Annotated in this window: 26 protein-coding genes and 1 tRNA gene; 12 read left to right on the top strand and 15 right to left on the bottom strand. The window is 73.6% G+C overall.

Annotated features, from left to right (window positions below):
* The gene (locus VK501_RS01310) at window positions 1-1,035 is read left to right on the top strand and encodes a threonine aldolase family protein (RefSeq protein ID WP_324333846.1); all 1,035 of its coding nucleotides are present in this window, start codon (window positions 1-3) and stop codon (window positions 1,033-1,035) included.
* Between the two features lie 343 nt (window positions 1,036-1,378).
* On the opposite strand, the gene VK501_RS01315 is transcribed toward VK501_RS01310, so the two are convergent.
* The 5 genes from VK501_RS01315 to VK501_RS01335 form a co-directional block, all read right to left on the bottom strand.
* The gene (locus tag VK501_RS01315) at window positions 1,379-1,762 is read right to left on the bottom strand and encodes a LuxR C-terminal-related transcriptional regulator (protein ID WP_324333848.1); all 384 of its coding nucleotides are present in this window, start codon (window positions 1,760-1,762) and stop codon (window positions 1,379-1,381) included.
* 1,285 nt (window positions 1,763-3,047) lie between these two features.
* On the bottom strand, window positions 3,048-4,448 hold the full coding sequence (locus VK501_RS01320; protein ID WP_324333850.1) for an aspartate aminotransferase family protein: 1,401 nt from the start codon (window positions 4,446-4,448) through the stop codon (window positions 3,048-3,050).
* Window positions 4,445-6,742: a carbamoyltransferase HypF gene (gene hypF / locus VK501_RS01325; protein ID WP_324333852.1), complete on the bottom strand. Its 2,298-nt coding sequence runs from the start codon at window positions 6,740-6,742 to the stop codon at window positions 4,445-4,447. Before hypF ends, VK501_RS01320 begins: the two co-directional genes overlap by 4 nt.
* Window positions 6,743-6,746: 4 nt before the next feature.
* On the bottom strand, window positions 6,747-7,805 hold the full coding sequence (hypE, locus tag VK501_RS01330; RefSeq protein WP_324333854.1) for a hydrogenase expression/formation protein HypE: 1,059 nt from the start codon (window positions 7,803-7,805) through the stop codon (window positions 6,747-6,749).
* Window positions 7,802-8,386, bottom strand: a complete 585-nt coding sequence (locus VK501_RS01335; RefSeq protein WP_324333856.1) for an isochorismatase family cysteine hydrolase — start codon at window positions 8,384-8,386, stop codon at window positions 7,802-7,804. Before VK501_RS01335 ends, hypE begins: the two co-directional genes overlap by 4 nt.
* A 122-nt stretch (window positions 8,387-8,508) precedes the next feature.
* Between VK501_RS01335 and VK501_RS01340 the strand changes: the two genes are divergently transcribed.
* The 3 genes from VK501_RS01340 to VK501_RS01350 all read left to right on the top strand — a co-directional run bounded on the left by VK501_RS01340 (window position 8,509) and on the right by VK501_RS01350 (window position 13,026).
* Window positions 8,509-10,689 carry a class I tRNA ligase family protein gene (locus VK501_RS01340; RefSeq protein ID WP_324334114.1) on the top strand — a complete coding sequence of 727 codons (2,181 nt, stop codon included), beginning with the start codon at window positions 8,509-8,511 and terminating at the stop codon, window positions 10,687-10,689.
* Window positions 10,690-10,899: 210 nt separating this feature from the next.
* Window positions 10,900-11,101 (top strand) — tRNA-Thr (locus VK501_RS01345).
* Window positions 11,102-11,133: 32 nt separating this feature from the next.
* Window positions 11,134-13,026 (top strand): class I tRNA ligase family protein, encoded by a 1,893-nt coding sequence (locus VK501_RS01350; protein WP_324333858.1) that lies wholly within the window; start codon window positions 11,134-11,136, stop codon window positions 13,024-13,026.
* 4 nt (window positions 13,027-13,030) lie between these two features.
* On the opposite strand, the gene VK501_RS01355 is transcribed toward VK501_RS01350, so the two are convergent.
* Both VK501_RS01355 and VK501_RS01360 read right to left on the bottom strand, forming a co-directional pair.
* On the bottom strand, window positions 13,031-13,873 hold the full coding sequence (locus VK501_RS01355) for an alpha/beta hydrolase (protein WP_324333860.1): 843 nt from the start codon (window positions 13,871-13,873) through the stop codon (window positions 13,031-13,033).
* Window positions 13,874-13,925: 52 nt separating this feature from the next.
* Complete coding sequence (locus VK501_RS01360) at window positions 13,926-14,963, bottom strand: hypothetical protein (protein WP_324333862.1); 1,038 nt, start codon at window positions 14,961-14,963, stop codon at window positions 13,926-13,928.
* A 187-nt stretch (window positions 14,964-15,150) separates the two neighbouring features.
* Here VK501_RS01360 and VK501_RS01365 point away from each other — a divergent pair, with 187 nt between their 5' ends.
* On the top strand, window positions 15,151-15,456 hold the full coding sequence (locus tag VK501_RS01365) for a hypothetical protein (protein ID WP_324333864.1): 306 nt from the start codon (window positions 15,151-15,153) through the stop codon (window positions 15,454-15,456).
* On the opposite strand, the gene VK501_RS01370 is transcribed toward VK501_RS01365, so the two are convergent.
* Window positions 15,426-15,668 (bottom strand): hypothetical protein, encoded by a 243-nt coding sequence (locus tag VK501_RS01370; RefSeq protein WP_324333865.1) that lies wholly within the window; start codon window positions 15,666-15,668, stop codon window positions 15,426-15,428. The genes VK501_RS01365 and VK501_RS01370 overlap by 31 nt on opposite strands.
* Before the next feature lie 158 nt (window positions 15,669-15,826).
* Between VK501_RS01370 and VK501_RS01375 the strand changes: the two genes are divergently transcribed.
* Complete coding sequence (locus VK501_RS01375) at window positions 15,827-16,339, top strand: SET domain-containing protein-lysine N-methyltransferase (RefSeq protein ID WP_324333868.1); 513 nt, start codon at window positions 15,827-15,829, stop codon at window positions 16,337-16,339.
* Between the two features lie 19 nt (window positions 16,340-16,358).
* On the opposite strand, the gene VK501_RS01380 is transcribed toward VK501_RS01375, so the two are convergent.
* The 4 genes from VK501_RS01380 to VK501_RS01395 form a co-directional block, all read right to left on the bottom strand.
* Window positions 16,359-17,321, bottom strand: a complete 963-nt coding sequence (locus VK501_RS01380) for a hypothetical protein (RefSeq protein WP_324333870.1) — start codon at window positions 17,319-17,321, stop codon at window positions 16,359-16,361.
* Between the two features lie 68 nt (window positions 17,322-17,389).
* Window positions 17,390-18,148, bottom strand: coding sequence for a DUF899 domain-containing protein (locus VK501_RS01385; RefSeq protein WP_324333871.1), 759 nt, complete (start codon window positions 18,146-18,148; stop codon window positions 17,390-17,392).
* Between the two features lie 338 nt (window positions 18,149-18,486).
* Window positions 18,487-19,152: a response regulator transcription factor gene (locus VK501_RS01390; protein ID WP_324333872.1), complete on the bottom strand. Its 666-nt coding sequence runs from the start codon at window positions 19,150-19,152 to the stop codon at window positions 18,487-18,489.
* 34 nt (window positions 19,153-19,186) lie between these two features.
* The gene (locus VK501_RS01395) at window positions 19,187-19,546 is read right to left on the bottom strand and encodes a response regulator (protein ID WP_324333874.1); all 360 of its coding nucleotides are present in this window, start codon (window positions 19,544-19,546) and stop codon (window positions 19,187-19,189) included.
* Window positions 19,547-19,768: 222 nt separating this feature from the next.
* On the opposite strand from VK501_RS01395, the gene VK501_RS01400 reads away from it, so the two are divergent.
* From VK501_RS01400 to VK501_RS01410, 3 genes are read left to right on the top strand one after another with little or no spacing between them, the layout of a single operon-like run.
* On the top strand, window positions 19,769-20,215 hold the full coding sequence (locus VK501_RS01400) for a hypothetical protein (protein ID WP_324333876.1): 447 nt from the start codon (window positions 19,769-19,771) through the stop codon (window positions 20,213-20,215).
* The gene (locus VK501_RS01405; protein WP_324333878.1) at window positions 20,197-21,132 is read left to right on the top strand and encodes a LysR family transcriptional regulator; all 936 of its coding nucleotides are present in this window, start codon (window positions 20,197-20,199) and stop codon (window positions 21,130-21,132) included. The genes VK501_RS01400 and VK501_RS01405 overlap by 19 nt, the downstream gene beginning before the upstream one ends.
* The gene (locus VK501_RS01410) at window positions 21,129-22,181 is read left to right on the top strand and encodes a DUF4118 domain-containing protein (protein WP_324333880.1); all 1,053 of its coding nucleotides are present in this window, start codon (window positions 21,129-21,131) and stop codon (window positions 22,179-22,181) included. The genes VK501_RS01405 and VK501_RS01410 overlap by 4 nt, the downstream gene beginning before the upstream one ends.
* A gap of 20 nt (window positions 22,182-22,201) precedes the next feature.
* Here the strand turns inward: VK501_RS01410 and VK501_RS01415 are convergent, their stop codons facing one another.
* Window positions 22,202-22,708 carry a universal stress protein gene (locus tag VK501_RS01415; RefSeq protein ID WP_324333882.1) on the bottom strand — a complete coding sequence of 169 codons (507 nt, stop codon included), beginning with the start codon at window positions 22,706-22,708 and terminating at the stop codon, window positions 22,202-22,204.
* A 177-nt stretch (window positions 22,709-22,885) separates the two neighbouring features.
* Here VK501_RS01415 and VK501_RS01420 point away from each other — a divergent pair, with 177 nt between their 5' ends.
* The 3 genes from VK501_RS01420 to VK501_RS01430 all read left to right on the top strand — a co-directional run bounded on the left by VK501_RS01420 (window position 22,886) and on the right by VK501_RS01430 (window position 24,465).
* Window positions 22,886-23,125, top strand: a complete 240-nt coding sequence (locus VK501_RS01420) for a hypothetical protein (protein ID WP_324333884.1) — start codon at window positions 22,886-22,888, stop codon at window positions 23,123-23,125.
* 115 nt (window positions 23,126-23,240) lie between these two features.
* Entirely contained in the window at window positions 23,241-23,681 is a 441-nt protein-coding gene (locus VK501_RS01425; RefSeq protein ID WP_324333886.1) for a helix-turn-helix domain-containing protein, read from the top strand.
* A gap of 52 nt (window positions 23,682-23,733) precedes the next feature.
* Entirely contained in the window at window positions 23,734-24,465 is a 732-nt protein-coding gene (locus tag VK501_RS01430; protein ID WP_414641035.1) for a VIT1/CCC1 transporter family protein, read from the top strand.
* Window positions 24,466-24,491: 26 nt separating this feature from the next.
* Here the strand turns inward: VK501_RS01430 and VK501_RS01435 are convergent, their stop codons facing one another.
* Window positions 24,492-24,965, bottom strand: coding sequence for a hypothetical protein (locus tag VK501_RS01435; protein ID WP_324333890.1), 474 nt, complete (start codon window positions 24,963-24,965; stop codon window positions 24,492-24,494).
* A 33-nt stretch (window positions 24,966-24,998) separates the two neighbouring features.
* Complete coding sequence (locus tag VK501_RS01440; protein ID WP_324333892.1) at window positions 24,999-25,268, bottom strand: hypothetical protein; 270 nt, start codon at window positions 25,266-25,268, stop codon at window positions 24,999-25,001.
* Between the last annotated feature and the right edge of the window lie 6 nt (window positions 25,269-25,274).

The following is a 25,274-nucleotide window of genomic DNA, read 5'->3' on the forward strand; positions in this document are numbered from 1 at the left end:
ATGCGCGCATTCGCCTCCGACAACTACGCCGGCGCCCACCCGGAGGTCCTGGCCGCGATCGCCGAGGCCAACGCCGATCACGCGGTCTCCTACGGCGCCGACCCGTGGACCGCGCGCGCGACCGAGCTGATCCGCGACCAGTTCGGTCCCACGGCATCTCCGTGGCTCGTGTTCAACGGCACCGCCGCCAACGTCCTGTCGCTCGGCGCGCTGACGCGCACCTGGGAGTGCGTCGTCACGCCCGACACGTCACACCTGCACGTCGACGAGGCCGCCGCGCCCGAGCGCATGGCCGGCGTGAAGCTCCTGACGCTGCCGACCGCCGACGGCAGGCTCCAGCCGGGCCAGATCGAGGGGCTGCTGGCGCGCCAGGGCGACGAGCACGCGCCGCAGGTACGCGTCGTGTCGATCGCCAACACCACCGAGCTGGGCACCGTCTACTCGCTCGACGAGACGCGCGCGCTCGCCGACTGCGCCCACGCCCACGGCCTGCTGCTGCACGTCGACGGCTCCCGGCTGGCCAACGCCGCGGTCGCGCTCGGCGCGTCGCTGGCCGACGTCACGGCCGCCGCCGGCGCCGACGCGGTGTCCTTCGGGCTGACCAAGAACGGTGCCTTGGGCGTCGAGGCCGTCGTGTTCCTGCGCGACCCGGGGCCCGAGGGCTTTGCCTGGCTGCGCAAGCAGCACGCGCAGCTGTCCTCGAAGATGCGCTTCATGTCGGCGCAGGTGGTCGCGCTGCTGCAGGACGGGCTGTGGGCGCGGTCGGCGAGGCACGCCAACGCCATGGCCGCCCTGCTCGCCCAGCGCGTCACCGGGATCGCCGGCGTGGAGGTCACGCGCCCGGTGCAGGCCAACGCGATCTTCGCGACGCTCCCCCGCGCCATGGCCGACCAGGTCCGTGCGCAGTTCCCGTTCTACACGTGGGACGAGGCGACCGGCGAGGTCCGGTGGATGTGCTCGTGGGACACGACCGAGGACGACGTGGAGCAGTTCGCCGCCGCGCTGGAGACCGCCGCGGCCCCGGCGCGGGGCTGATACGGCTCACGAGGGACGCGCGAGCGCCAGCGAGGACGCGGGCGCGGGCGCGGTGGCGTTCTGCTCGGGCGCTTGGGGTGCGCTCCGCGTCCGGGGTCCGCACTGACGGCGAGGTGGCGAGCGGCGCGAACGCCGTGGGTCTCCGCCGGCGCCGCGGGGCGGGATCGTTCGGGCGTGAATGATGATCCGTGGCGTTCTGACCCCCTATATCGGGGTCAGAACGACACGCATCCCATGCGGGTCGACTTTCCCTTGCATGCCAAGGGCAACTCGACCCGGATCCCGAGGACGACCCGCGACGCCGGCGCCCTCGCTCACCCGGTCGGCGTCGTAGCGACCGCGGTCACCGCCAGCCCGGCGGCGCCGCCGCTTGCGCGAGCGCGCGGTCGAGCTCGGTGCGCGACGCGACGCCGAGCTTGCGGAACGCGCGCGAGAGGTGGAACTCGACCGTGCGCACGGTCACGACCAGCTCGTCGGCGATCTCGCGGTTGGTCGCGCCGCGCGCCCCCAGCTCGCTGACCGACCGCTTGCGGACGGTCAGCGCCTCGGGCCCGCTGACGAACGGGCGCCGCGGTCGGACCCCGAGTGCCCGCAGGCCCTCGGCCACCTCGCGCTCCAGCGTGCCCGCGCCGCAGCGGTGCGCCAGCTCGTAGGCCTCCAACAACCGCTCGCGGGCGTCGCCCGGCCGCCCGGCGGCGTGGTCCAGCGCCCCGAGGTCGGCGAGCACCCGAGCCCGCTCGCAGCGTCCGGTCTCGCCCGTCGCCAGGAGCGCGACGGCCTCGTGCAGCAGGGCGGCGCGCGCGTCGCCGTCGGCCTGCAGCAGCGCGGTGGTGCGCAGGGCGATCGCCAGCGCCCGCGGAGCGCCGAAGCGGCGCGCGAGCCGCAGGTCGTCGGCGGCGAGCGCACGGCCCTCGTCGCCGCCGAGCGCCAGCGCCAGCGGCGCCCGCCACCCCAGCAGCGCCGGATTGCGACTCCCCCAGCTCCTCGAGCTGCCGCCCGCAGGCGCGCAGGTCGGCGATCCCGTCGTCGACCCGCCCGGCGGCGACGCGCAGCCGGCCGCGGCCCGACAGCAGCATGAGCGAGGTGTAGTGGTCGGTCAGCTCCGCCGCCGGCACGTCGCAGCCGGCCTCGGCGACGAGGCGCTGGCCGCGCTCCAGGTCGCCCGACGCCACGCACAGCTCGGCGAGCAGTCCCGTGACCGCGTGGCGCATCATCGGCCAGTCGTGCTCGCGGGCGGCGCTCCACGCGGCACTGGCCGTGCGCTCGGCGGCGCGCAGGTCGCCGCGGCGCCGGTGGACGTCGGCGCGGAAGTACCCCAAGTGCCGGGGCGAGTTGTTCCACGGCCGGGTGGCTGCGGGAGGCATGGGAGAGGAGCAGGCCGGCGGTGGGCCAGGTCATCACCGTCGACCCGGGAGGGCCACGATGCTCGCCGACCTCGACCGGGCCACCGGGCGCCGCGACCGCCGCGGGTCTGCCGCCATCGCCCGGGGGGCGCGGGTGGGCCCGAACACCGCGGCCCCACCGCGCCAAACAGGCCCACCCCGCCCTGCGGCACCATCGACGCCCCACGTGTGGCCCGAACACCGCGGCCCCACCGCGCCAAACAGGCCCACCCCGCCCCGCGGCATCATCGACGCCCCACGTGGGCCCGAACACCGCGACCCGACCGCGCCCAACAGGCCCACCCCCCGCCCCCCACCGCCCGCGGCCCGCCCCGGCGCCTGCGGGAGACCGACCAACGCCCGCGGCACACCCCCCGTCGTCGCCGACAGACCACGCGTCGCACCGCGATGCACGCGCCGAGCGGAACGTCACCGACGCCGGCGCCAGCCCACCGGCGCCCCTACTAGATGAGTTGTTCCACGGGTTCGCTGCCGCCGCTGACCGGCCCGGCCGGCGCCTGAGGCCACCCGATCCCTTGCCGATCCGACCAGGATCGGCTGCCAGATCGTGCGACCTCAGGCATCCGCCCGGACCAGTCATCGACGGGACCGCCTCGTGGAACAACCCATCTAGGCGGCGACCCGGGCGACGGTCGGCACGCGCTCGCGCTCGCGCACCGCCTCGGTGAAGATCTCCAGCCCGCGCAGGAGCAGCTCGCGGGTGATCACGAGCGGCGGCAGGAAGCGCACGACGTTGCCGAAGTGGCCGCCGACCTCCACGATCAGGCCGCGCTGCAGGCACGCCCGCCGGACCTCGGCGGTCAGCTCCGGCCAGGGCTCGCGCGTCTCGCGGTCGCGCACGAGCTCGACGCCGAGGATGAGGCCGCGCCCGCGGACGTCGCCGACCGACTCCAGCGTGGCGCACGCGTCGCGCAGCGTCGCCAGCGCCAGCTCGCCGAGCCGGCCGGCGTGGCCCGGCAGATCGGTCTCGTCCATGACCTCCAGCGCCGCGACGCCGGCCGCCATCGCGACCTGGTGGCCGCGGAAGGTGCCGATGTGCGCGCCGGGCTCCCAGGTGTCGAGCGCCTCGTCGTAGGCGATGCACGACAGCGGATAGCCGATCCCGCCGATCGCCTTCGACAGCGTCATCACGTCGGGGACGATCCCGTCGTGGTCGGCGCCGAACATGGAGCCGGTGCGGCCGAACCCGGTCTGGATCTCGTCGCAGATCAGCGGCACGTCGTGCGCGGCGGTCATCCGGCGCAGCTCGGCCAGGTAGCCGGGCGGCGGGACGACCGTGCCGCCCTCGCCCTGGATCGGCTCGACGATCACCGCGGCGGGCGGTCCCGTGCCGCTGTGCGGGTCGGCGATGACGGTCTCGACGAGCTTCGCGCAGGCCAGCCCGCACGAGTCGGGCCGCAGGCCCAGCGGGCAGCGATAGCAGTACGGGTACGGCACGAACTGGACCGACGCCGCGTCGGTGCGCCGGTAGGACGTGTCGCTGGAGACCGACAGCGCCCCCGACGTCATGCCGTGGTAGGAGCCATGAAAGGCGATGACCGGTGAGCGACCCGTATGGGTGCGCGTCAGCTTGAGCGCCGCCTCGACGGCGTCGGAGCCGGTCGGGCCGCCGAAGTGGAAGCGCGCGGTGCGCCGCAGCGCCCCGGGCAGCCGGTCCTTGAGCGAGCGCATGAGCGCGTTCTTGGAGACCGTCGGGAAGTCGAGCGCGTGGACCAGTCGGCGCTGCTGCGCGGTCGCCGCCGCCGCGACGACCGGGTGCCCGTGGCCGAGGTTCAGCGCGCCGGCGCCGCCGAAGAAGTCCAGGAACGTGTTGCCGTCGACGTCGCGCAGCGTCGCGCCGCGCCCCTCCTCGAGCGCGATCGGGACCGCCCGCGGATAGGAGCGCGCGCGGCTCTCCAGCGCCGCCTGCTCGTCGAGCAGCGCGACGGACCGCGGTCCGGGCACCGGTCCGTGCAGGTCGGGCGCCGGCGCGAAGTGCAGGCCGGCGAACTGGTCGTGGCCGTCGGTCATCGTGCCTGGTACCCCGCGATCGCGGCCTGGCCGAGCGCCACGCCGCCGTCGTTGGTCGGAACGCGCTCGTGCGCGTACACCTCGAAGCCGGCGGCGCGCAGCCCGTCGTGGCAGGCCTGCAGGAGGACGGCGTTGAGGAACACCCCGCCGCTCAGGGCCACGCGGTCGATCTGCGTCCGCTCACGGATCGCCGCGCAGGTCCCGAGCACCATGTTCGCCACGGTGCAGTGGAAGCGAAGGCTGAGCTCGGCGACCGTGGCGTCGCCGGAGGCGGCCGCGGCGGCGATCGCGCGGATCATCGGCGCGGGGTCGACGCGCATCGGGCCCGGGCCGAGGTGCAGCTCCCACGGCCACGGGTCGGCGGTGCGACCGGGCTCCACGAGCTGCTCGAGCTCGATCGCGGCCTGCGCCTCGTAGCGGACGCGCTCGCGCACGCCGATCAGCGCCGCGACGCCGTCGAACAGGCGGCCGACGCTCGACGTCCGCGGAGCGTGCAGGCCCGAGTTGATCATGCGGCCCAGCGTGCGGCGCTCGAGCGGGTCGCGGTCGGTCACCACCGGGAGCGCGACCTCCTCGAACGAGCCGCCGTGCGCGTGCGCCAGCAGCGCGAGCGCGACGCGGTAGGGCTCGCGGACGGCGCGGTCCCCGCCGGGCAGCCGGAAGTACTCGAGGTGCGCGGCCCGGTCGAAGCCGGCGTAGTCGCCGACGAGGAACTCGCCGCCCCAGATCTCGCCGTCGGTCCCGTAGCCCGTGCCGTCGAAGATCACGCCGATCGCCGGGCCGGTGAGCCCGTGCTCGCACAGGCAGGCCGCCAGGTGCGCGTGATGGTGCTGGACGGCGACCGTCGGCAGCGTGCGCTGCTCGCGCGCGAACCGGCTGCTGGCGTAGCCGGGGTGCGCGTCGTGGGCCAGGAGCCGGGGTTCGACCTCCAGCAGCCGCGCGAGGTGCGGGATCGAATGCTCGAACGAGCGGGCGGTGAGCTCGTTCTTCAGGTCGCCGATGTGCTGGCTGAGGAAGAGCTCGCTGCCGCGCGAGAGGCAGATGGTGTTCTTCAGCTCCGGTCCGACGGCGACCACCGGCGGCAGCTCGAAGGGCGCGGTGATCGGCTCGGGCGCGTAGCCGCGCGCCCGCCGGATCAGCGCGGTGCGCGGCTCCCCGCCGCGGGTGACGACCCGCGCGATGGAGTCGTCGACGCGCGTGTAGATGTCGCGGTCGTGGACGAGGAAGCCGTCGGCGATGTCGGCCAGGCGCAGCAGCGCGTCGTCGTTGTCGAACGCGATCGGCTCGTCGGAGACGTTGCCGCTGGTGGCCACCAGCGCGGTGAAGCCCTCGGCGAGCAGCAGGTGATGCAGCGGCGTGTAGGCGAGCATCACGCCGTAGCGGCGGTTGCCGGGCGCGACGCCCTCGGCGATCGCGGCGCCCTCGCGCTTGGGCAGCAGGACGATCGGGCGGCCGGTCGAGGTCAGCAGCGCCGCTTCGGCGGCGCTCATGGTGCTGTACCGCGCGACGTCCTCCAGGGTGCGCGACATGAGCGCGAACGGCTTCTCGTCGCGTCGCTTGCGCCAGCGCAGCTCCTGGACCGCCTCCGGGTTCTCGGCGTCGACGACGAGGTGGAAGCCGCCGAGGCCCTTGACCGCGAGGATCGCACCGCCGGCCAGCAGCGAGGCGGCGTCGGCGACCGGGTCGAGCGTGCCGCGGTCGGCGCCGCGGCCGTCGAGCAGCCGCACCTGCGGACCGCAGTCCCAGCACGCCACGGGCTGGGCGTGGAACCGGCGGTCGCGGACGTCCTCGTACTCGGCCGCGCACGCGTCGCACATCGGGAACGCCGACATGGTGGTGTACGCGCGGTCGTACGGAACCCCGCGGATGATCGAGTACCGCGGCCCGCAGTTGGTGCAGTTGATCAGCGGGTAGCGGTGGCGGCGGTCGTCCTCGTCGAAGAGCTCCGCCAGGCAGTCGTCGCACACGTAGGTGTCGGGTGCGACGAGCGTGTGCGCGCGCTCGGTCCGGTCGCTGGCGCGGATGGCGAACTCCGAGTAGCTCGGGGCCTCGCCGTCCTGGTCGACCAGCGCGACCGAGTCGATCCGCGCCAGCGGCGGCGCTGTCGTCGTCATCTCCAGGATGAACGTGTCGAGCTGCGGCGGCGAGCCCTGGATCTCCAGGACGACGCCGTCGGAGTCGTTGAGGATCCAGCCGTTGAGCGCATTGCGCTCGGCGGTCCGCACGATGAACGGGCGGAAGCCGACGCCCTGCACCACACCCCGGATCTGGTAGCGGCGGGTCTGCTCGTGCATGGCGTCAGCAGAGTCGCGGGAGCTCGGCGCCGTAGAGCACCGCGACGGTCGTGACCGCACCCTCGGCGGTGCGCATCGTGACCGGGCTGCCGCCCGCCTCGCCGACGCCGCCGACGATCTCCGCCGCGGCCCCGTACCGGTGGGCGCGCACCAGCGCGAGCACGTCGGCCGCCGCGTCGCCGTCGACGAACAGACAGAGGTTGCCCTCGTTGGCCAGGTACATGGGGTCGACGCCGAGCATGTCCGCCGCCATCGCGGTCTCGTGCCGGATCGGGAGGCTCTCCTCGTCGAGGTGGATCGAGACGCCCGCGCCGGCCGCGACCTCGTTGAGCACGGTGCCCAGGCCGCCGCGGGTGATGTCGCGCACGCAGCGCACCGCGTCGCCGAACTCGTCGAGCAGCACGTCCATCAGCCCGTTGAGCGGCGCGCAGTCGCTGAGGATGCGCTGCTCGAACCCGAGTCCCTCCCGCAACGAGAGCACGTGCATGCTGTGGTCGCCGAGGAAGCTCGTGACGATCACCGAGCCGCCGGGCACCACCGCGTGGACGCCGAGCGACACGTCGCGATCGAACTCGCCGACGCCGGCGGTGTTGATGAACAGCTTGTCGACCTCGCCGCGGCGGACGACCTTGGTGTCGCCGGCGACGACCTCGACGCCCGCTTCGAGGGCCGCCTCCCGGATGGAGTCGAGGACCCGCTCGAGGTGCGCGATCGGGAAGCCCTCCTCCAGGACCAGGGCGAGCGTGAGGAACCGCGGCGTGGCGCCGCACACGGCGAGGTCGTTCACGGTGCCGCAGACCGCCAGCTTGCCGATGTCCCCGTTGGTGAAGAAGATCGGGTCGACGACGAACGAGTCGGTGGTCATGGCGATCCGCGAAGCGTGGATCGGAAGGATGGCGCTGTCCTCCATCCGCCCGGTGTGGACGGCGCCCAGGCGCGGGGCGATCAGATCGCCGATCAGCTCCTGGCTGAGGCCGCCGCCGGTGCCGTGGTCGAGCTCGATGCAGGCCGGTGCCGCGCCCGGCGCCCCGGCGGCGACATGGGGTGCCGCCTCGAGCGTCACGGGATCGGGACGACTTCGAAGGACGGGACGCGATCCTCGGCGATCGCCGGGATCAGCTCGTCGAACGGCAGGATCGTCGCGCAGTACGAGCCGAGCCAGTCCAGCGCCCGCTGCTGGTCCTCCTCGCGGGCCGAGACCACGCCGTCGGGCGGGACGATGACCTTGAATCCCCGGAAGAAGGCGTCGGCGGCGGTCGTCTGGACGCAGATCTGGGTCTGCATCCCGGTGATGATCACGGTGTCGACGCCCAGCCGCTTGAGCGTGTCGTCGAGATCGGTCTCGAAGAACCCGCTGTCCTTGTTCTTCTCCATGACGACGTCGGTCGGCGCCAGGAACTGGTCGAGGATGCGCGCCCCCTCGCTGCCCTTGGTCACGGGGAGCCAGTCGCCGTAGCGCTCGGCGTTGGGATCGTCTTCCCGATTGATGAGCTGCAGGTGCACGATCGGGACGTCGAGGTCCCGCATCGCGTCCAGGAACTCCTCCATCCGAGCGGAGAAGGCCGCGACCGCCTGCTGCCGCAGCTCGTTCTTGTTGACCAGGTCGTACTGCAGGTCGTTGGTCACGACGGCACAGCGAGTCATCGGCGTTTCTCCTGGTAGCGAGGGCGGGCCGACGACACTGACCCGTCCCCCCTGCGGTGTCAACAATTGCTCAGTGCCAGACGGCCTTGACCGTAATGTCCGCGCAGCCCTACGATCGGTGAATCACCGACTCACGCACATATTCGTCTCCCGTCGTCGCCTACGACCCCGCGGCCGTCGAGGCGCGCTGGCAGGAGGCCTGGCGGCACGCGTCGGCGTTCGCTACGCCGCCCGCGGGCGAGCGGGAGTCCGCCTACGTCTTCGCGGGCTGCCCGTTCACGTCGGGCGACGCGCACATGGGGCACATCCGCAGCTACACGATCGCCGACGCCTACGCGCGGTTCTGCCGCGCCCGCGGGCTCGACGTCCTGTTCTCGCTGGGCTTCGACGCCTTCGGCCTGCCCGCCGAGCTCGAGGCGCTGCGGCGCGGCATCTCACCCCAGGCGTGGGTCGCGCGCTGCATCGCCCGGATGCGCGGGCAGTTCGAGCGCCTCGGCTACTCGTGCGACTGGGCGCGGACGTTCGACTCGTCGCAGCCCGACCACTACCGCTGGACGCAGTGGCTCTTCGCCGCGATGCTCGAGCGCGGGCTCGTCTACGAGCGCACGGCGCAGGTCAACTGGTGCGACTCGTGCCGCAGCGTGCTGGCGACGATGCAGGCCGAGGGCGGGCGGTGCTGGCGCTGCCACGGCGCGGTGCGGCTCGTGCGCCGTGCGCAGTGGTTCATGCGGATCAGCGCTTACGTCGAGGCCAACGAGGCCGGGCTCGAGACCCTGCCGGGGTGGACGCGCGCGGCGGCGGCCGGCCAGCGCACGGTGATCGGCCGCGTCGACGGCGTCGAGGTCGAGGCGATCGCCCCCGACGGCCGCACGCTCACGGTGTTCACGCCGCACGGCGAGGCGCTGGCGAGCGCCCGGTTCGTCGCGCTGTCGCCGTCGCACCCCGACGTCGAGGAGTGGGCCTCGACGCCGGAGATCCAGGCCCAGCTGGACCGCGTGCACGAGGCCGGCGGCAGCGTCCGCTCCGACCGCGACGCCGCCGCGGCGGCGATCGTCGACACCGGTGCGCGCGTGCGCGTCGACGGCGTCGGGCCCCTGCTGGCGGTGGTCGTCTCCCCGCTGGTCGACGCGCGGTTCGGACCGACGGCCGTGCTGGGGATCCCCGCGGGCGACCCGACCGACCGGCGGATCGCCGACCGGCTGGGGCTGGGGACAGACCCCGGTGCAGACGGGCCGCCGCTTGCGTCCGCGGCGACCCGGCGGGCGGTGCGCTACCGGGCGCGCGACATCCCCATCTCGCGCCAGCGCGCCTGGGGCGCCCCCGTTCCGCTCATCCACTGCGACGACTGCGGGACGGTGCCCGTGCCGCTGGAGGACCTCCCGGTCCGGCTGCCCGACGACCTGCACATCACGGGCGAGGGCAACGCGCTCGACGACCCCGCGTTCACGGCGTGCACGTGCCCGGCGTGCGGGGCGCCCGCGCGGCGCAGCAGCGACACGATCGACTGCCACGTGGACGGGATGTGGATGTGGATGCCGATCTGCGTGCCGTTCGAGGACCGGCCGCAGGCGATGTTCGACCACCCCGACTACGCCCGGTGGCTGCCGGCCCGCCAGATCGTGTGGGGCGCCGATGCCGCTGGCTACATGTTCGACCAGCGCCTGATCGGCAAGCTGCTGCAGGACTTCGACGTGCTCCCGCGGCTCAGCGACTCCGAGCCGTTCACGCGGGCGCTCATGCACGAGATGGTGCGGCTCGACGGGCGCAAGATGAGCAAGCACCTGGGCAACGTCGTCGACCCCAACGAGCTCGTCGCGGCGGTCGGCGCCGACACGGTCCGCCTGGCCGTGCTCTACGCGGCGGCGCCGGGCAACAGCTTCAACTGGAACGACCAGCCCGTCAGCTACTGCCAGCGCTTCCTCGACCGGCTCTGGCGCTACGCCGGGCCGCGGCTGCGGGAGTCCGAGGCCGTCGAGGTCGGCGCCATCGAGCCCTCCGACCGCTGGCGCCGGCGGCTGTCGACGTGGTGCCGCACGGCGGCCGACCGCGTCGCGGGCGACTACGAGCGGCTGGACCTGCACCAGGCGGCGCGCAACCTCATGCGGCTGCTCGCGCGAATCGAGGACTTCGAGGAGCGGGCGCTGCAGGCGCGCGGCGCGCTCGACGACGACGACCGGCGGGCGATCGCCGGCGCGCTGCTGCTGCTGGTGCAGATGCTGGCTCCCCTGACGCCGCACATCGCCGAGGAGCTGTGGGCGACCGCCGGGCGTGAGCCGTTTGTCAGCAATGCCCCGTGGCCGTGAGTCACCGTGACATGCCATCCGGCGCATTTCCGGCAGTGCCGAAAAGGCATGGGTCAGCGACCGGTTGACCACCACGGCGAGGCGTGCAGTCTGCCTCCCTCACCACCGGTCGTCCAGAGCCAACCGGCAGCCGGTACGACCGATGAGAAATTGTCGTCGTCGGCCTTGACAGCCGCCCGTGGCCGACGTACGGTCGCCGAGCAGCAACGAGCGTCCGTAGCTCAATGGTCAGCAGGTAGAACCAGGGAAGCGAACCGGGCGGGCGGCAGCCATTCGAGTCGAAGCCTTTATGAGGTCTGTCGGCGGCTGAAGCCGGCACTCCGGACCCCCGCACGTCATTCGCCGACCGAAGTCTCCTCAAGAGCACCGGCCTAGTACGTCGTAGACGCGGGTTCGAATCCCGTCGGGCGCATCACGAAACGCAGGCGACAGCCGAGGTCCCCGATGTACGTCAAGGACAGCCAGGTCCGCGAGACCGCCACGCCCACGTACGACGTCGCCGCCGTGGAGCGGCGGTGGCAGGAGACCTGGGCGGCCGCGGGGCCACCGTCGGGCGCCGACGGCGAGGAGACCGCCGCGGCCGTCGTGGCCGGCCGCGAGGGGGCGGCCGACCACGACGAGAGCACTCTTGCCCATGTCCGGGACTGCGTGGTCGCCGACGCCCACGCGCGGTTCCGGAGGGCGAGCGGGGACGCCGTCCTCCTCGCGCTGTCGGCGCCGCCGGCGCAGCTCGGCCTCTCGCTCGACATCGATCTCGAGAAGGGACCGTGCGGACCGGTCGGAACCGAGCGCGTGCAGCGCCGGTTCCTCGAGCTGCTGGCGGCCGGCCGCCTCCACCACGCCGGCGACGGCACGTGGCGACTGCGGGCGCGCGACTTCGACGACGACAACCACCGCGGCATCGCGGCCCTCGCGGGTTGGCCGGAGGCGGCGCTCGCCGCTCAGCGCGAGGCGGTCGGGCGGGTCGAGGGCGTCGAGGTCGATGCGGCCACGCTCGACGGCCGCAAGCTGAAGCTCTTCTCGACGGTGGCCGACGCGGTGCCCGACAGCGTCTTCGCGCTGATGTCGCCCCGCCATCCCGACGTCGATCGCTGGGTCACCGACGCCCAGCGCGAGCCGCTGGCCGCGCTGTGCAGCGGGGCGCACGAGGATCCGCGAGCAACGCTCGCGCAGGACACGGTCCTGGTGACCGGCGTCCTGCTGCGCGTGGAGGGCATCGGCCACTCGCTGCCGCTGGTGCTGTCGACGGCGGTCGACGCGCGCTTCGGCCCGACCGCGGTGCTGGGCATCCCGAAGGTGGAGCGCTATCCGCAGGAGGTCCTCGACCGCCTGTGCGGCAACGCCGCCAACTGGGATGCGGGAGGCAAGCGCATCCGCACGCGCGCGGCGGTGCGCTTCCGGTGCACCGACGTGCCGGTCTCGGTGCTGGGGGCCCCGGGCCGCGCGCCGGTCCCGGTCGTCCTCTGCGACGCATGCGGGGACGTCCCGGTCGCCGAGGACCAGCTGCCGCTGGCCTCCGCCGCGTCGCGGGACTGCCCGCGCTGCGGCGCCACCGCCGTCCAGGATCCCGGGACGATCGACTTCGGCCCCGGCGCCTGGGCGCAGCGGATCGCCGTCGCGGTGCGCCTGCACGGCACCGCCGACGCGCGCGCCGTGCTGGCCGAGCGCACGGTCGCCATGGCGCTGCACGGCGCCGCGCCCGAGCAGTCGCCGGCGGGCGGCGAGCCGTACGCGAGCGCCCTGCTGACCGGGGACGTCGATGGCGGTCCGAGCGACGCCGCGGTGGGCGCCGACGCCCTGCGCCTCGCGCTGCTGCACGCCGCCGCGCCCGCCACGAGCGTCACGTTCGACGGCCGCGTGCTCGACCACTGCGCGCGGTTCCTCGACCGTCTCTGGGACTTCGCCGAGCCGCGCCTGCGGGCGGCCGCGCCCGACGCCGGCGCGCGGATCGACGCGTCCAACGGCCGGCGCCGTCGCCTCGCCTTCTGCTGCGCCACCGGGCGGCAGCGCATCACCGAGAACCTCGAGTCGCTCCAGACCCATCGCGCCACGCGCAACATGATGCTCCTGCTCGAGCGCATCGAGGCCTTCGAGGCCCGGGCGACTGCCGAGGCCGGTGCGCCCGACCGCGCCGACACGCTCGCCGTGGCCGCCGCGCTGCGCCTGCTGCTGCGCCTCGCCGAGCCGGTGGTGCCGCACGTGACCCACGAGCTCTGGGCCGCGTCCGGCGCCGAGCAGCCGCTGGGGCGCGCGCCCTGGCCGCGCGCGGCGGCACCGGCGCCCGCGGCGGAGACCGAGACGCCGGCGCCCGCGACCGCGCAACCGCAGGCGGCGTAGACCCCTACGCGAAGCGCTTCACGAACGCCAGCGCGGTGTCGGCGACCTCGCGCCAGCCGCTGTCGATCGTCAGCGCGTGACCGCGGTTCGGGATCTCGACGATCTCGGTCACGGAGTCGTTGCGCTTCTGCTTCTTGTAGGACGCGTTCGCGATCGCCCAGGGGACCGTGTTGTCCTTCTCACCGGAGATGATCAGCAGCGGCCCGCGCTCGGGGTTCTTGCTGTTGACCTTGGCCTCGGTCCACGGGTTGAGGTTGGCGGTCGCCGCCTGGAACAGCGGCGTCCCCGCGGCCGGCACGGCGTAGGTGTTGTACAGCTCCTTGGCCTCGTCCTCGTCGACCGCGTTGGCGAAGCCGAACCGGAACTGCTCGTAGGTCAACGGCACTGCGCGGTTGCGGTTGGCCGGGTTGCCGAGCACCGGCCGCGACGACTTCAGGGCGGAGATCGGCAGCGGCAGCACGCCGCGGAACGGCGCCGGGTCGATCGCGACCGAGACCGCGGCGCGGCCACGGCCCGCGACGATCTGGGTCAGCAGGCCGCCGAAGGAGTGGCCGATGACCGCCGGCTTGACCGTCAACCGGCTGATGATCTGGTCGAAGTGGTCAGCGACCTGGCCGACGCTCTTCTTCGCGAAGACCTCGGGGTGCGCGTTGGCCTCCTCGACGGTGTCGGGATCGTCGGGCCAGCCCGGCATCAGCGGCGAGTACCCCGCCTCCTCGAAGACCTGCGCCCAGCGATCCCAGCTGCTCGGCAGAAGCCACAGGCCATGGATGAACACCACCGGCGTCTTGCCCGACGCGTTGGCCTGCTCGATCTGATCGACCTCATGCTCCGTAACGACCGCCATGCGGTCGATCATGGCAGCGTGACCCGGTTCGCGCCAGGCGTGCGCCGGCGTCTCAGCGGCGCGCGGCGTCTCGGGCGCGCGTGCTCGCTTCGACGAACGCCGCCTCCCAGCGGTCGGCGACGACCTCGACGGTCTGCGTCTTGGCCCACGACTTCCCAGCGCGCGAGAGGCGCTTTCGCGCCTTGCCGTCCCGGATCAGCGCATCGAGGGCCGTGAACCAGTGCTCGTCGTCGACGAGCCGGCCGCCCTGCCGCTCCCCGAGCCCCTGGTACGCGGCCCGCGGCGACGCCAGCCACGGCACCTGGGAAGCCGCGTACTCCTTCACCTTGATGCTCGACCGTGCGCGGTTGAAGGGCACGTCCGCGAGCGGGGCGAGCCCGATGTCGAAGGTGGTCATCACGTCGGGGAGGCGCTCGAAATGCAGCCCCGCCCGGTGGCGATAGCGCTCGGGCAGCTGCAGATCCACGCCCACGCATTCGACGCGCAGCTCCGGGTGGACCTCCTGGAGCGCTCGCAGGACCTCCCCGAGCCGTAGGAGGCGCGCGTCCACACGATGCTCGGTCCCGGCGATCCAGCCGACGACGATCCCGTCGTGCTTGCGCCGGCGACGGCTCGTCTTGTGCTGGAGGTGGTTGTCGATGACCCGCACCTCCTGCACGCCGGCACCGGCGTAGCGGGCACCGACGCCTTCGGTGGTCACCGTGACCACGTGCGCGAGCTTCGCCAGCCGCACCGTGTCGCTGAATCGCTTCTGGCCCCGCAGCGCGCCGACCTCCTTGAACCACGGGCTGTCCTTGGGAATCGCGCTGAGGTCGTCGTCGTTGTCCCACACGATGCCCACGCCCCGAGCGGCCAGGCCCGCGAGGATGTCGCGCAGCGCCTGCTCGTGCCGGCGGTAGACGAAGACGGCGTCACAGCTCCCGAGCTCGCGGACGACCGGGTGGCCGGTGTCGTTCTGCGGCCACACGATCTCATGCCCGCGGCGGGCCATGGCCTCCAGCGGATAGACGCCGCGGTACCAGGCCGCGGCGACCGGTTCGAACGTCGCTCCGATCCGCACCGGCCGAGCATGCCGCACGCCGTCGCGCATGGCAAACACATCCGTCCCTGACGCAGTGCCAGCTGGCTCTCTCGCCTGCGGGAAGGGCCCCTTCGGGGACGGAGTAGACTGCGTCGTCAAGGGCCATTTCCCGCTCCTGCGGGGCGAAGGAAGACCCGTTCACCGATCGAGCTTGCGGGCGCCACGGGCGATCCGGGCTCGGGAAGGTCTTCCGACGATGACCAGCACCACCTTCGAGCAGCTTGACGACGAGGCCATCCGGCAGCTGGTGGAGCGCCTCTCGCGGCGCCATCCGTCCGGCGGCGCGGTCATCGAGCGCGCCGCGATCATGGCCGAGGGCGCCAAGTCCGCGGCGATCCTGGCCTGGATCACGTCGCACGACTGGGAGCCGGAGGAGGCCGAGGCGGCGCCCACGACGCGCGCCGGTCTCGGCGGGCTGCACGGGATGCGCCAGCGCGACATCGGGCGCAGCCACGCACAGGCGCCCCGTCGCTACGTCCTGCGCCCCGGCGCGGGCTCCTGACTCGGGACCGGTAGGGCCACCGCCAGCGCGACGGCCTGCTCGGCCGCGACGTCGTCGCTGGAGAGCACGTCGACGGCGATGAGCTTGAACCCGAGGACGGAGGCCGACGGGACGAGCTGCAGCGGCTGCGCGCAGAACGGGCATGCCGCAAGTTGGGTCGCCGTCGCGCGGGAGAACCGCAGACGGCAGGATGGGCAACAACTACGGGTCATGACGACCCTTTCGATAGACGCCCGGACACCTAGTGTAGCCCCGTCGTCATAGCCGCTCTCGCGGCCGTCCACCGGCCGGCTGCGGGCCGCACGCGGCTATGCTCTTCGTTCGAGGGCGTCAACCGAAAGGGGTTCCCTTGCCCCATGTCCGTCCGCCCATGCCGTCCACCGACACCGTCTCCGAGGAGGAGGGCGTCGAGCTTCGCAGCGCCGACGACGAGCAGGGCGAAGGCGTCCTGGCGACCCGTCCGTTCGCGACCGGTGACACCGTCATGGTCGGCTTCCTCGTCGGCGCCCTCACGGGCAACGACTCGCATGCCACGCAGGTCGGCCCGGGCCGCTGGGCGCGCCACGGCGGCCTCGGCCCGATGGTCAACCACTCGTGCGACCCCAACTGCGGCGTGCGCCTCAACGCGGCGCAGGCGTTCGACTTCGTCGCCCGCCGCTCGATCGGCGCCGGGGAGACCCTGACGTTCGACTACGCCATGCGCAACTTCACGATCGATCACTTCCCGGCCGTGTGCTTGTGCGGCACGTCGCGCTGCCGCGTCTCGGTCACCGGCTGGAAGGACCTGCCGGCCGCGCGCAAGGTGGAGTACGGCGAGCTCGTCGCGCCGTACCTGCGCGCGATGGACGCCGACATCGGCCGGGCCGCCGGCGCCGCGGGCTGAGGGCGCGCGCGCCGGGACCTCACGGCTCCTGCGTCCGGCGGGCGTGGCGCAGCCGCGCCCACCGGGTGCCGGTCCACAGCGTGTCGCCGCCCGCCCACGCCGCGAAGCACAGGCCGCCGACGGTGCCCGTCACCGTGAGCAGGACGCCCGCCGCGGCGGCCGCGGCGACGCCCTGGCTGCCGAGGATGAGCACGGCCGCCGCCGCGCCGACCGACGGCCCGATCGGCAGCTGGCCGAGGGTGACGACGGCGATGAGCACCGCGATCGCGTCGAAGAACGACGCCTGCACGCCGACGGCGTGGAGCATCATCCAGTTGCGGAAGATCTGGGCGAACACCGCGATCAGCACGAAGCCGACCAGCCGGCTGCCGTGGTTGAGCCGCCGGGCGATCGCCAGCCCGCGCCACAGCTCGCGACCCTCGCTTAGCGCGAGCTGGCGCAGGCCGGCGCTGGCCGTCCCGATCACCGCGAGCGCGACGATCGGCAGCCACCACGGCAGCCCGAGCGGCGCCACGAGCGTGAACGACGTCAGCGCCGCGAGCACCGCCTCAACGGCGAGGATCGGGAACTCGGCCGCGATGAGCGTCGGCACCTGCGGGCTGACCACCGGCGACGAGCGCCGCAGCGCGGCGATGCGCGCCGCCACCCCGAGCTGGCCGTTGAGCACCCCGCCGAGCACCTGCATGCTCGACGCGCGGTAGAGCACGCGCCGCCCCACCGTCCCGCCGGCCGCCTCGATCGACAGGTGCCACGCCTCGCTGCGCGACACCAGCGCGACGATCTGCAGCAGCACGGTGACGACGAGCACCGCCGGCGCCGCGCTCGACAGCGCGTCCTCGAACTGCTGCCGGCGGCCCGACAGCACGAAGACGAGGAGCGCCAGCGTCCCCAGCGATCCGACGATCGTCAGCGCCAGGCTGTGGCGACGACCGAACGCGCGCACGCGGCCGATCAGCGCGGCTGTCGTGCCCGGAGACGCCATCGAGGCGACGCTACCGCGCCGAGCTAAAGGGCGGGCAGGTCGGAACGCCCGGACGGGCGCGGGTGGGCTCAGTCGCCCGAGGAGACCGCGAAGTCGGGATTCGCGGCGTGCGCGGACGCCGCACGCCCCTTGGGCTCCTCCCAGTCCTCCTGGCGCCCCAGCGGGGTCAGGTCCAGGAAGGCGTAGGAGCCGCCGGTCCACTCGGCCCCGCGCGCGAAGCTCGAGTAGGTGTGGAACACCCGGTCGCCGTCGCGCAGGAGCACGCTCAGGCCCGGCTGCTCGAACGGGCGGTCGCCCTCGAAGTAGGAGCCCTGGCCCTGGCGCTCGTACTCCGCCCGGCTGCGGTAGTTGTAGGTCTCCGGCGCGACCGACTCGTCGACCGTGACCCCGAAGTCGTAGTTGAAGTCGCTGCCATGCGACGAGTACCACGGAAAGGTCCAGCCCCTGCGCGCCTTGTAGTCCTCGATCTTGGCCAGCGGCGCGCGCGAGACGTAGACCAGCCGCGTGTCACGCGCGTCGAGGTGGGCCTGCAGGCCCGGCGACCACTCGTCGGCACCGGCCGAGCAGCTCGGGCAGCCGTCCTCCCAGCGCGGGTCGAACATGAAGTGGCTGACGATCAGCTGGCGTCGGCCGGCGAACAGGTCGAGCAGGCCGACCTTGCCCTCCGGTCCCTCGAAGGCGTAGTCCGCGGTGATCTCGACCATCGGGAGCATGCGCCGCTCCACGTTCAGGGCGTCCCGGGCATGGGTCGCCTCCTTCTCGCGCGCCAGCAGCGCCTTGCGGGCGGCCAGCCACGCGTCTCGCGACACGATCTGCGGAAGGCTCATGGTGCGCTCCTCTTCGTCGTCCTGCCTTGGGCTTCGTTCGTCATGACCCGGCGAAGCCGCGCAACTCATCGGTCACGTGCTCCGACGGTCCGTAGGGCAGAAGTCGGGCTGGCCGGAACTTCAGACGGGCACTGGCCGGGCAGACACGCCCTCTCGCACGCGGCACCATGACGACATGTTCACTCCACGCGTCACCGAGTTGGTCCGGCAAGGCCAGAGCGTCCCCTTGCACATGCGCCAGCGCGAGCTGGTGACGGAGTCGTTGAGGCTCCGGCCGGTGATCCCGGCCCGCCGCGCGGACCGGCCGCCCAGCAACTGAGCCGGAGCCGTCACGCGCCTCAGCGCCCGGCGCTGCGCAGGTACGTGATGGCCGCCAGCACCCGCCGGTGCTCGTTGGGGCTCTGGTTGAGCCCGAGCTTGCTGAAGATGTGCGTGACGTGCTTCTCCACCGCGGCGTCGGACACGAACAGCGCCTGGGCGATCCCGTGGTTGGACTTGCCCTCCGCGACCGCCCCCAGCACCTCGCGCTCGCGCGGGCTCAGGAGATCCAGCGGACTGTCGCCGCGCCGCCGGCCGAGCATCCGCCCGACGATCTCGGGGTCCAGCGCACTGCCCCCCGCCGCGACGCGGCCCACGGCGTCGGCGAACGCCTCGACGTCGCCGACGCGCTCCTTCAGCAGGTAGCCGACGCCCTCGGGGCGCTCACCGATCAGGTCGAGCGCGTAGTCCTCCTCGTAGAACTGCGAGAGGACGAGGATCCCGGTGTCGGGGCGCTGGCGCCGGAGCTCGAGCGCCGCGCGCAGGCCGTCGTCGCCGAGGCCGGGCGGCATCCGCACGTCGACGACGGCGACGTCGGGCCGGTGCGCCAGCGCCTTGCGCAGGAAGTCCTCCGCGTCGCCGGCCTGCGCGACCACGTCGAAGCCGGCGTCGGTGAGCACGCGTACCACGCCGGTCCTGAGCAGGACGTCGTCCTCCCCGATCACCACCCGTACGCCTTCCGACACGATGGCCACGCTACTCCCCCGGCCCCGGGGTCCGCTAGTCGATCGCCAGCAGGCGCAGCAGGGGCGCCGTCGGCAGCTGGTCCTTGGGCACGAACGGCAGGAGTCCGCCGTCGCTCGCGGCGACCTCGCCCGCGGCGTCGTTGTCGCTGGACGTCAGGACGATCCGCGGAGACCACGGCAGCGCGGCCAGCGCGTGGCCGAGGCGGATGCCGTCGCCGTCGGGCAGGCGGACGTCGACGAGCACCGCGTCGGGGCGCAGATCGAGCGCCGCGGCCATCCCGGACGCGCGCGTCGACGCCTCCCCGATCACGCGGAAGCCGCAGCCCCGCAAGATCCTCACGGCCAAGCTGCGGAAGCCCGCGTCGTCGTCCACGACAAGCACAGATGTGTCCATCCGCGCCGATCTTCGCACTACGCCAGGGCCCGCGGGGTAGGGAAAACCCGACATGTGGATCGGCGTCGGGTTAGCCCGACCTCGCCGTCAGGGAAGTCGGACCGCGTCGTCGGGCTTGGGGGGCTGGCGCGCAATCCCCCGACCGGGTGAGATGGATCCATGCTCACCGCAGCCCACCCCGCAACGCTGGAACGGCGCCCCACACGCGATCGGATCCGGCCGGTGCGCCATCTCCGGCTCGTCGTGCCGCGCAGCATCCGCGTGGTGGTCGCCGACGAGTTCGAGCTGCACCGCGCCGGGCTCCGCGCCCTGCTGGAGGACGCCGACGACATCACGGTCGTCGGCGAGGCGACCGGCGGCGACGAGGCCGGGATGCTGGTCCGGGCGCTCCGCCCAGACGTCGTGGTGCTGGACCTCGGCGGCACCGAGCTCGAGGCCCTCGACCGGGCGGGCGCGCTGGTGACCGACGCGCAGCGCGCCGGCGTCGGGCTGCTGATCCTGGCGACGGCCGCCGCCGCGGACCGGCCGCGGTGCCGCGGCGACTATGCCCTGCTCGTCGAGGACAGCGGTCCCACCGAGCTCGTGGAGGCGGTGCGCGGGCTCGCCACCAGACCCCGATTCCCCACCCACCGCACCGAGGAGGCATCGCCATGGAACTCCGGCATCTGAGGTACTTCGTTGCCGTGGCCGAGGAGCTGCACTTCCGGCGCGCGGCCGAGCGCCTGCACGTCGCGCAGCCGGCGGTGAGCGAGCAGGTCCGCAAGCTGGAGCAGGAGCTCGGCGTCCGCCTCTTCGACCGCAACCAGCGGCGGGTGGAGCTCACCGACGCCGGCCTGGCGATGCTGCAGGAGGCGCGCCACGTCCTGCGTCAGGCGCAGGTCGCCCAGCAGGCCGCCCGCACCGCGCGGGACCGCCAGACGATGCGGCTGCGGGTCGGCTACCTCCCCGACGCGCTGCCGGCCTCCGTCGGGCGCGCGCTGCGCAGCCTCGCCACCGGCACGCCGCAGGTGCAGACCAGCCTCGAGACCGGACCCGCGCTGAGCCTGATCGACGCCGTGCGCGAGGAGCGGCTCGACGCGGCGATCGTCTGCCTGCCGGCGCCCACGCGCGGGCTCCAGGTGCACGGGCTCGGCACCCAGCGCGCCGTCGCCGCGCTCCCCGCCGGAGACCCGCGCGCCACCCGCCCGGCGATCGACCTCGAGCAGCTCGCGCCCGAGCAGGTCGTGGTGCTGCCCCGCCAGTCCAACCCGGCGTTCTACGACGCGGTCGTCTCGACCTGTCGCCACGCGGGCTTCTCCCCCACGCTCGTCGAGCTCGGCGAGGCGCACGTCGAGCACGCGCTGCTCGCCGTGTCCTCGGGCGCCGGCATGGCGCTGCTGCCCGAGTCGGTCGCCGATCGCTACACCGCGCCCGGCATCCGCTTCCTGCCCGTCGAGTCGCCGCAGCTCGTGCTCGAGACGGCGATCGTCACGCGCTCCAACACCGAGCATCGGCCGACGGCCGCGTTCCTGCACGCGCTCACGCGGGCGCGCCGGCTGGCCGCCGTCCCCGACACCCCCGCGAGGGGCATCGCCCTCGCCGCGTGAGCTCGCGTCTGCTGGGGGTCGTGGTGGCCGGGACGATCGTCGCCGCCGTCACACTTGCGCTCTATCCGCTGACCGGGCTGGATCCGGGCGTGTCGAGCGGCGTCCTCTACGTGCTCGGGGCACTGCTGGTCTCGACCTACTGGGGGCTCTGGCTCGGGCTGCCGACCGCCGTGGCGAGCGCGCTGGCGCTCGACTACTTCCACGCCGCGCCGAAGCACAGCTTCCGGATCTCGGCGGGCTCCGACGGCGCCGCGATCCTCGTGATGATGGTCACGGCGATCGTCGCCAGCGTGATCGCCGACCGCGCCCGCCAGCGCGCCGAGGAGGCCAACCGCCGCCTCGCGCTGGAGGAGGAGCTGCGCCGGATGGAGACCGAGCGGATCCGGATCGAGGCGGTCCGCGCCTCGGGCGCGCGCGTCGTGGAGGCCACGTGGGAGGAGCGCCGCCGCCTGGTGCGCGACCTGCACGACGGCGCGCAGCAGCGCCTCGTCCACACGGTCATCGCGCTGAAGCTCGCGCGCCGCGCGCTGGAGCGCAGCGATCGCGGGACCGGCCGGCTGATCGACGAGGCCCTCGACCACGCCGAGCAGGCCACGCGGTCGCTGCGCGAGCTCTCGCACGGCATCCTGCCGTCGACGCTGACCCGCGGCGGGCTGCGCGCCGGGATCGACTCGCTCGTCACGAGCGCGCCGCTGCCGGTCACCGTCGAGGTCCCCGGCGAGCGCCTGCCCCCGCCGATCGAGGCGACCGCCTACTTCGTCGTCGCCGAGGCGCTCACCAACGTCGTCAAGCACGCCCGCGCCAGCAGCGCGGCGGTGTCGGCCTTCGTCGACGGCCAGATGCTGCACATCGAGGTGCGCGACGACGGCGTCGGAGGCGCCCGCCACGACGGTCACGGGCTCGCGGGCCTGGGCGACCGGGTCGCGGTGCTCGAGGGGCGGCTGCGGATCGACAGCCCGGCCACGGGCGGGACCGTCGTCGCGGCCGACCTGCCCCTGGGCGGCGGCGGGGACGTGCGGTTCCGGCGCGCCGCGCGGCGCGCCGACTGACGCGCCGCCGCTGGGTCGCGTCATGACGTGACGCGCGCCCGCTCGTCCGGGACGGTCGGGACGACCATCACCGGAATGCGGCTGTGCTCCAGGACGTGGTGCGCGGTGTGATCGTGCAGCAGGTGGCCGACCGTCCCGTTGCCGTGCCAGGGCAGGATGATGAGGTCATGGACCCCGGTGGCGGCCTCCTCGACGATCGCCGGCCCAGCCGACCCTGCGCCCAGGGCCGTGCGGACGTCGAGGTCGCCGGGCAGCTGCGCGACCGTCTCGTCGAGCCGGCTCAGAGCCTGGCGGTCGACCTCCTCCTGCTCCTCCTCGGGCAGCAGGAGCGCGCCGTAGGCGGCCAGCGCCGTCCCCGGGATCGGAGGCTCCGTCAGCGGGCCGACGCCCAAGAGCGTCAGCGTCGCGCGGAGCCCGCGTGCCAGGCTCACGGCCAGCCTCAGCGCGTCCGCGGTCTCGGGTGAGCCATCGACGGGCACGAGCAGCCGGTGCGGTCCCGGACGCTGAGCATGATGGTCGTTGGCCACGCAACGGATTCTGGGTGGCCGTGAGCCACCGGGGATGCGGATGGGCGATCGGCTGAGACGTGCGCGCGAAGCTTCCGCCCGGCCCACGCCGCTCGCCCGCCGCCGATGATCGGGAGCCGCGCTCGGACGAGCGTCACGTCCTGTTGCGAGCGCCGCGCCTCGCGCGATCGTTCACCCATGATCACCAACCTCCAGTCCAGCGGGTGGGGCCGCAAGGGCAGCCGCCGCCTCGAGGACGTCTTCGACGCCTGGCTGCTCGCCGCCCACGACGCCAGAGAGGCGCTCCACGCCTGGGTCGGCACGGTTCCACGCGAGCGCCACGCCGCCTACACCGTCTACCGCGCCGCCCTCGATCGCGAGGAGCATGCGGCCGACGTCCTGCGGTCCGTCACGCTCGGCGTGGCCCTGGCGGCCTGAAGGGTCGTGTCGCCGGCCGGCCGGTGATCGACCTCGTGTGTCGCGTGAGCGGTGGGGCTTGTTGCCGGGCCGCCGAAACGCGGTTGCCTGGATGCATCACGATGCAGGAGGGAACATGCGCGCCCGCGCTCCCGTCATGAAGAGCCACGCAGAGCACATCCAGAGCGTCCCGTCGCCCTCGCCCGAGGTCTCGGACTACGAGATGGTGCAGGGCACGCGCGAGGCGCTCGCCCTGATCTCGAGCAAGTGGTCGGTCGAGATCCTGTATCTGCTCGCCTCCGGCACGCGCCGCTACTCCGAGGTCCTCTACGAGGTCGGCGAGATCTCGAAGAAGACGCTCACCCAGACGCTCCGCCTCCTGGAGCGCCGTGGCCTCGTCAAGCGCCGCGCCTACCCCGAGGTGCCGCCCCGCGTCGAGTACTCGCTGACCCCGCTCGGCTGGAGCATCACCGGGCTGCTGATGTCCCTCTACGAGTGGTCGGAGGCGCACCTGGGCGACGACACCGCCCAGCCGCGACCCCGACCGGTCGCCGTGCCCGAGCAGCTCGCGTCCTGAAGCGACGCGGCTCGTCCTGCAGCACGACGCGCGCACCCGTCGCCGGCGTGCGATGGCGTGCCAGGAGTACGGTCGCTGCGGCGTGCGTGCGACGTCGACCAGACCCGAGGTCCATCTCAGCCACCGCTCCAACTGGCTGCGGGCCGCCGTGCTCGGCGCCAACGACGGGATCCTGTCGACGGCCAGCCTCGTGCTGGGCGTCGCGGCGTCGGGCGCGTCGGGGACGGCGATCATCACCGCCGGGATCGCCGGCCTGGTCGCCGGAGCGCTCTCGATGGCGGCCGGCGAGTACGTGTCGGTCAGCTCCCAGCGCGATGCAGAGCAGGCCGACATCCGCCTGGAGGAGCGCGAGCTGCGCCAGGACCCGGCGGGCGAGCTGCGCGAGCTCGCCGGGATCTACGAGCGCCGCGGGCTCGCGCCGGAGCTGGCACGCCAGGTGGCGCAGAGCCTCTCGCGCAACGGTGCCCTCGAGGCCCACGCGCGCGACGAGCTCGGCCTCGACGAGGAGCGCCTCGCGCGTCCGTTCCAGGCGGCGTGGACCTCGGCGCTGTCGTTCTCGTCCGGCGCGGCGCTGCCGCTGATCGCCGTGGCGGTGGCGGCCGCCTCGGTCCGCATTCCCGTGGCCGTCGTCGTGACGCTGCTCGCCCTCGGGCTCCTCGGCGACCTCGGCGCCCGGCTGGGCGGCGCACCCCGCCGCCGCGCCACGATCCGGGTCGTCGTGTGGGGCGCGGTGGCCATGGCCATCACGTCGGGCATCGGCGCGCTCGTGGGCGCGGTGGCGTAGGGGGCGGGCGGGCTCCGTTTCCGCTTTCAGCCGTCGTGCGGGTCGTAGGCGCGCGCGTCGTACGGGAGGTCGGGGTGCTCGCCGGGGCGCGACAGGTCGTAGGTGCGCAGGCGTCCCTCGGCCTGGTCGAACGCGACCGCATGGGTCAGGGTGAACGGCCGCGGGGGCTCGCCGCCGTCGAGCTCCGCGGCCAGCCGGCTCGAGATGTAGCCCATCGCGCGCATCGTGCGCACGCGGCCGGCGAAGAGCTCCTGGCCGACGAACAGCGCGTTGTCGCGCAGCGCCTCGGCCAGCACGCCGGGGACGTCCGGGAGCGCGCCGGCGTCCTCCTTGGCGTGGGCGGCGAGCTCGTGGGTGCTGCGGTCGATGATCGCGACGCGGGTGTAGAAGCCGTAGAACACCTGATGCAGCGCGTCGGCCCGGTCGCCGGCGGGCAGCTCGTCGACGTAGGCCTTCAGGCTGTCGACGAGCGAGGGCAGGCCCTGCTGACCGGAGGACATGGCCTCCGAGCCTCCACCCGCGCCCGCGCGCGGTCAAGAACCGCCGGGTTCTTCCAGCGATGCGCGGACAGCCGTCTCCAGCAGCGACGGCGCGAGCACCGAGTCCGCCGCGCCGGTGACCCGCAGACCGACCACGCGCCCGTAATAGTCGAAGTCCAGCACCAGCCCGTCCAGCGCGGGGATCCGGTCGGCGGCGTCGAGCTCGTCCAGCGCGACCGAGTGGCGCACCCCGGGCGGCTTCCCGACCACCAGCGACACATACGCCTCACCGGAGTCCCCCACCGTCACCGCGATCTCGGCCATGCGGGC

Source organism: Baekduia sp., assembly GCF_035318805.1.
Classification (GTDB): domain Bacteria; phylum Actinomycetota; class Thermoleophilia; order Solirubrobacterales; family Solirubrobacteraceae; genus Baekduia.

Coding starts and splice junctions, on each gene's coding strand:
- VK501_RS01435 (WP_324333890.1), bottom strand. CDS start 24,965: ATGTCCTCCGGTCAGCAGGGCCTGCCCTCGCTCGTCGACAGCCTGAAG.
- VK501_RS01440 (WP_324333892.1), bottom strand. CDS start 25,268: ATGGCCGAGATCGCGGTGACGGTGGGGGACTCCGGTGAGGCGTATGTG.
- VK501_RS01385 (WP_324333871.1), bottom strand. CDS start 18,148: ATGAGCCTTCCGCAGATCGTGTCGCGAGACGCGTGGCTGGCCGCCCGC.
- VK501_RS01355 (WP_324333860.1), bottom strand. CDS start 13,873: ATGGCGGTCGTTACGGAGCATGAGGTCGATCAGATCGAGCAGGCCAAC.
- VK501_RS01310 (WP_324333846.1), top strand. CDS start 1: ATGCGCGCATTCGCCTCCGACAACTACGCCGGCGCCCACCCGGAGGTC.
- VK501_RS01405 (WP_324333878.1), top strand. CDS start 20,197: ATGGAACTCCGGCATCTGAGGTACTTCGTTGCCGTGGCCGAGGAGCTG.
- VK501_RS01425 (WP_324333886.1), top strand. CDS start 23,241: ATGCGCGCCCGCGCTCCCGTCATGAAGAGCCACGCAGAGCACATCCAG.
- VK501_RS01335 (WP_324333856.1), bottom strand. CDS start 8,386: ATGACTCGCTGTGCCGTCGTGACCAACGACCTGCAGTACGACCTGGTC.
- VK501_RS01375 (WP_324333868.1), top strand. CDS start 15,827: ATGCCGTCCACCGACACCGTCTCCGAGGAGGAGGGCGTCGAGCTTCGC.
- VK501_RS01395 (WP_324333874.1), bottom strand. CDS start 19,546: ATGGACACATCTGTGCTTGTCGTGGACGACGACGCGGGCTTCCGCAGC.
- VK501_RS01365 (WP_324333864.1), top strand. CDS start 15,151: ATGACCAGCACCACCTTCGAGCAGCTTGACGACGAGGCCATCCGGCAG.
- VK501_RS01350 (WP_324333858.1), top strand. CDS start 11,134: ATGTACGTCAAGGACAGCCAGGTCCGCGAGACCGCCACGCCCACGTAC.
- VK501_RS01430 (WP_414641035.1), top strand. CDS start 23,734: ATGGCGTGCCAGGAGTACGGTCGCTGCGGCGTGCGTGCGACGTCGACC.
- VK501_RS01420 (WP_324333884.1), top strand. CDS start 22,886: ATGATCACCAACCTCCAGTCCAGCGGGTGGGGCCGCAAGGGCAGCCGC.
- VK501_RS01370 (WP_324333865.1), bottom strand. CDS start 15,668: ATGACCCGTAGTTGTTGCCCATCCTGCCGTCTGCGGTTCTCCCGCGCG.
- VK501_RS01380 (WP_324333870.1), bottom strand. CDS start 17,321: ATGGCGTCTCCGGGCACGACAGCCGCGCTGATCGGCCGCGTGCGCGCG.
- VK501_RS01360 (WP_324333862.1), bottom strand. CDS start 14,963: ATGCGCGACGGCGTGCGGCATGCTCGGCCGGTGCGGATCGGAGCGACG.
- hypF (WP_324333852.1), bottom strand. CDS start 6,742: ATGCACGAGCAGACCCGCCGCTACCAGATCCGGGGTGTGGTGCAGGGC.
- VK501_RS01320 (WP_324333850.1), bottom strand. CDS start 4,448: ATGACCGACGGCCACGACCAGTTCGCCGGCCTGCACTTCGCGCCGGCG.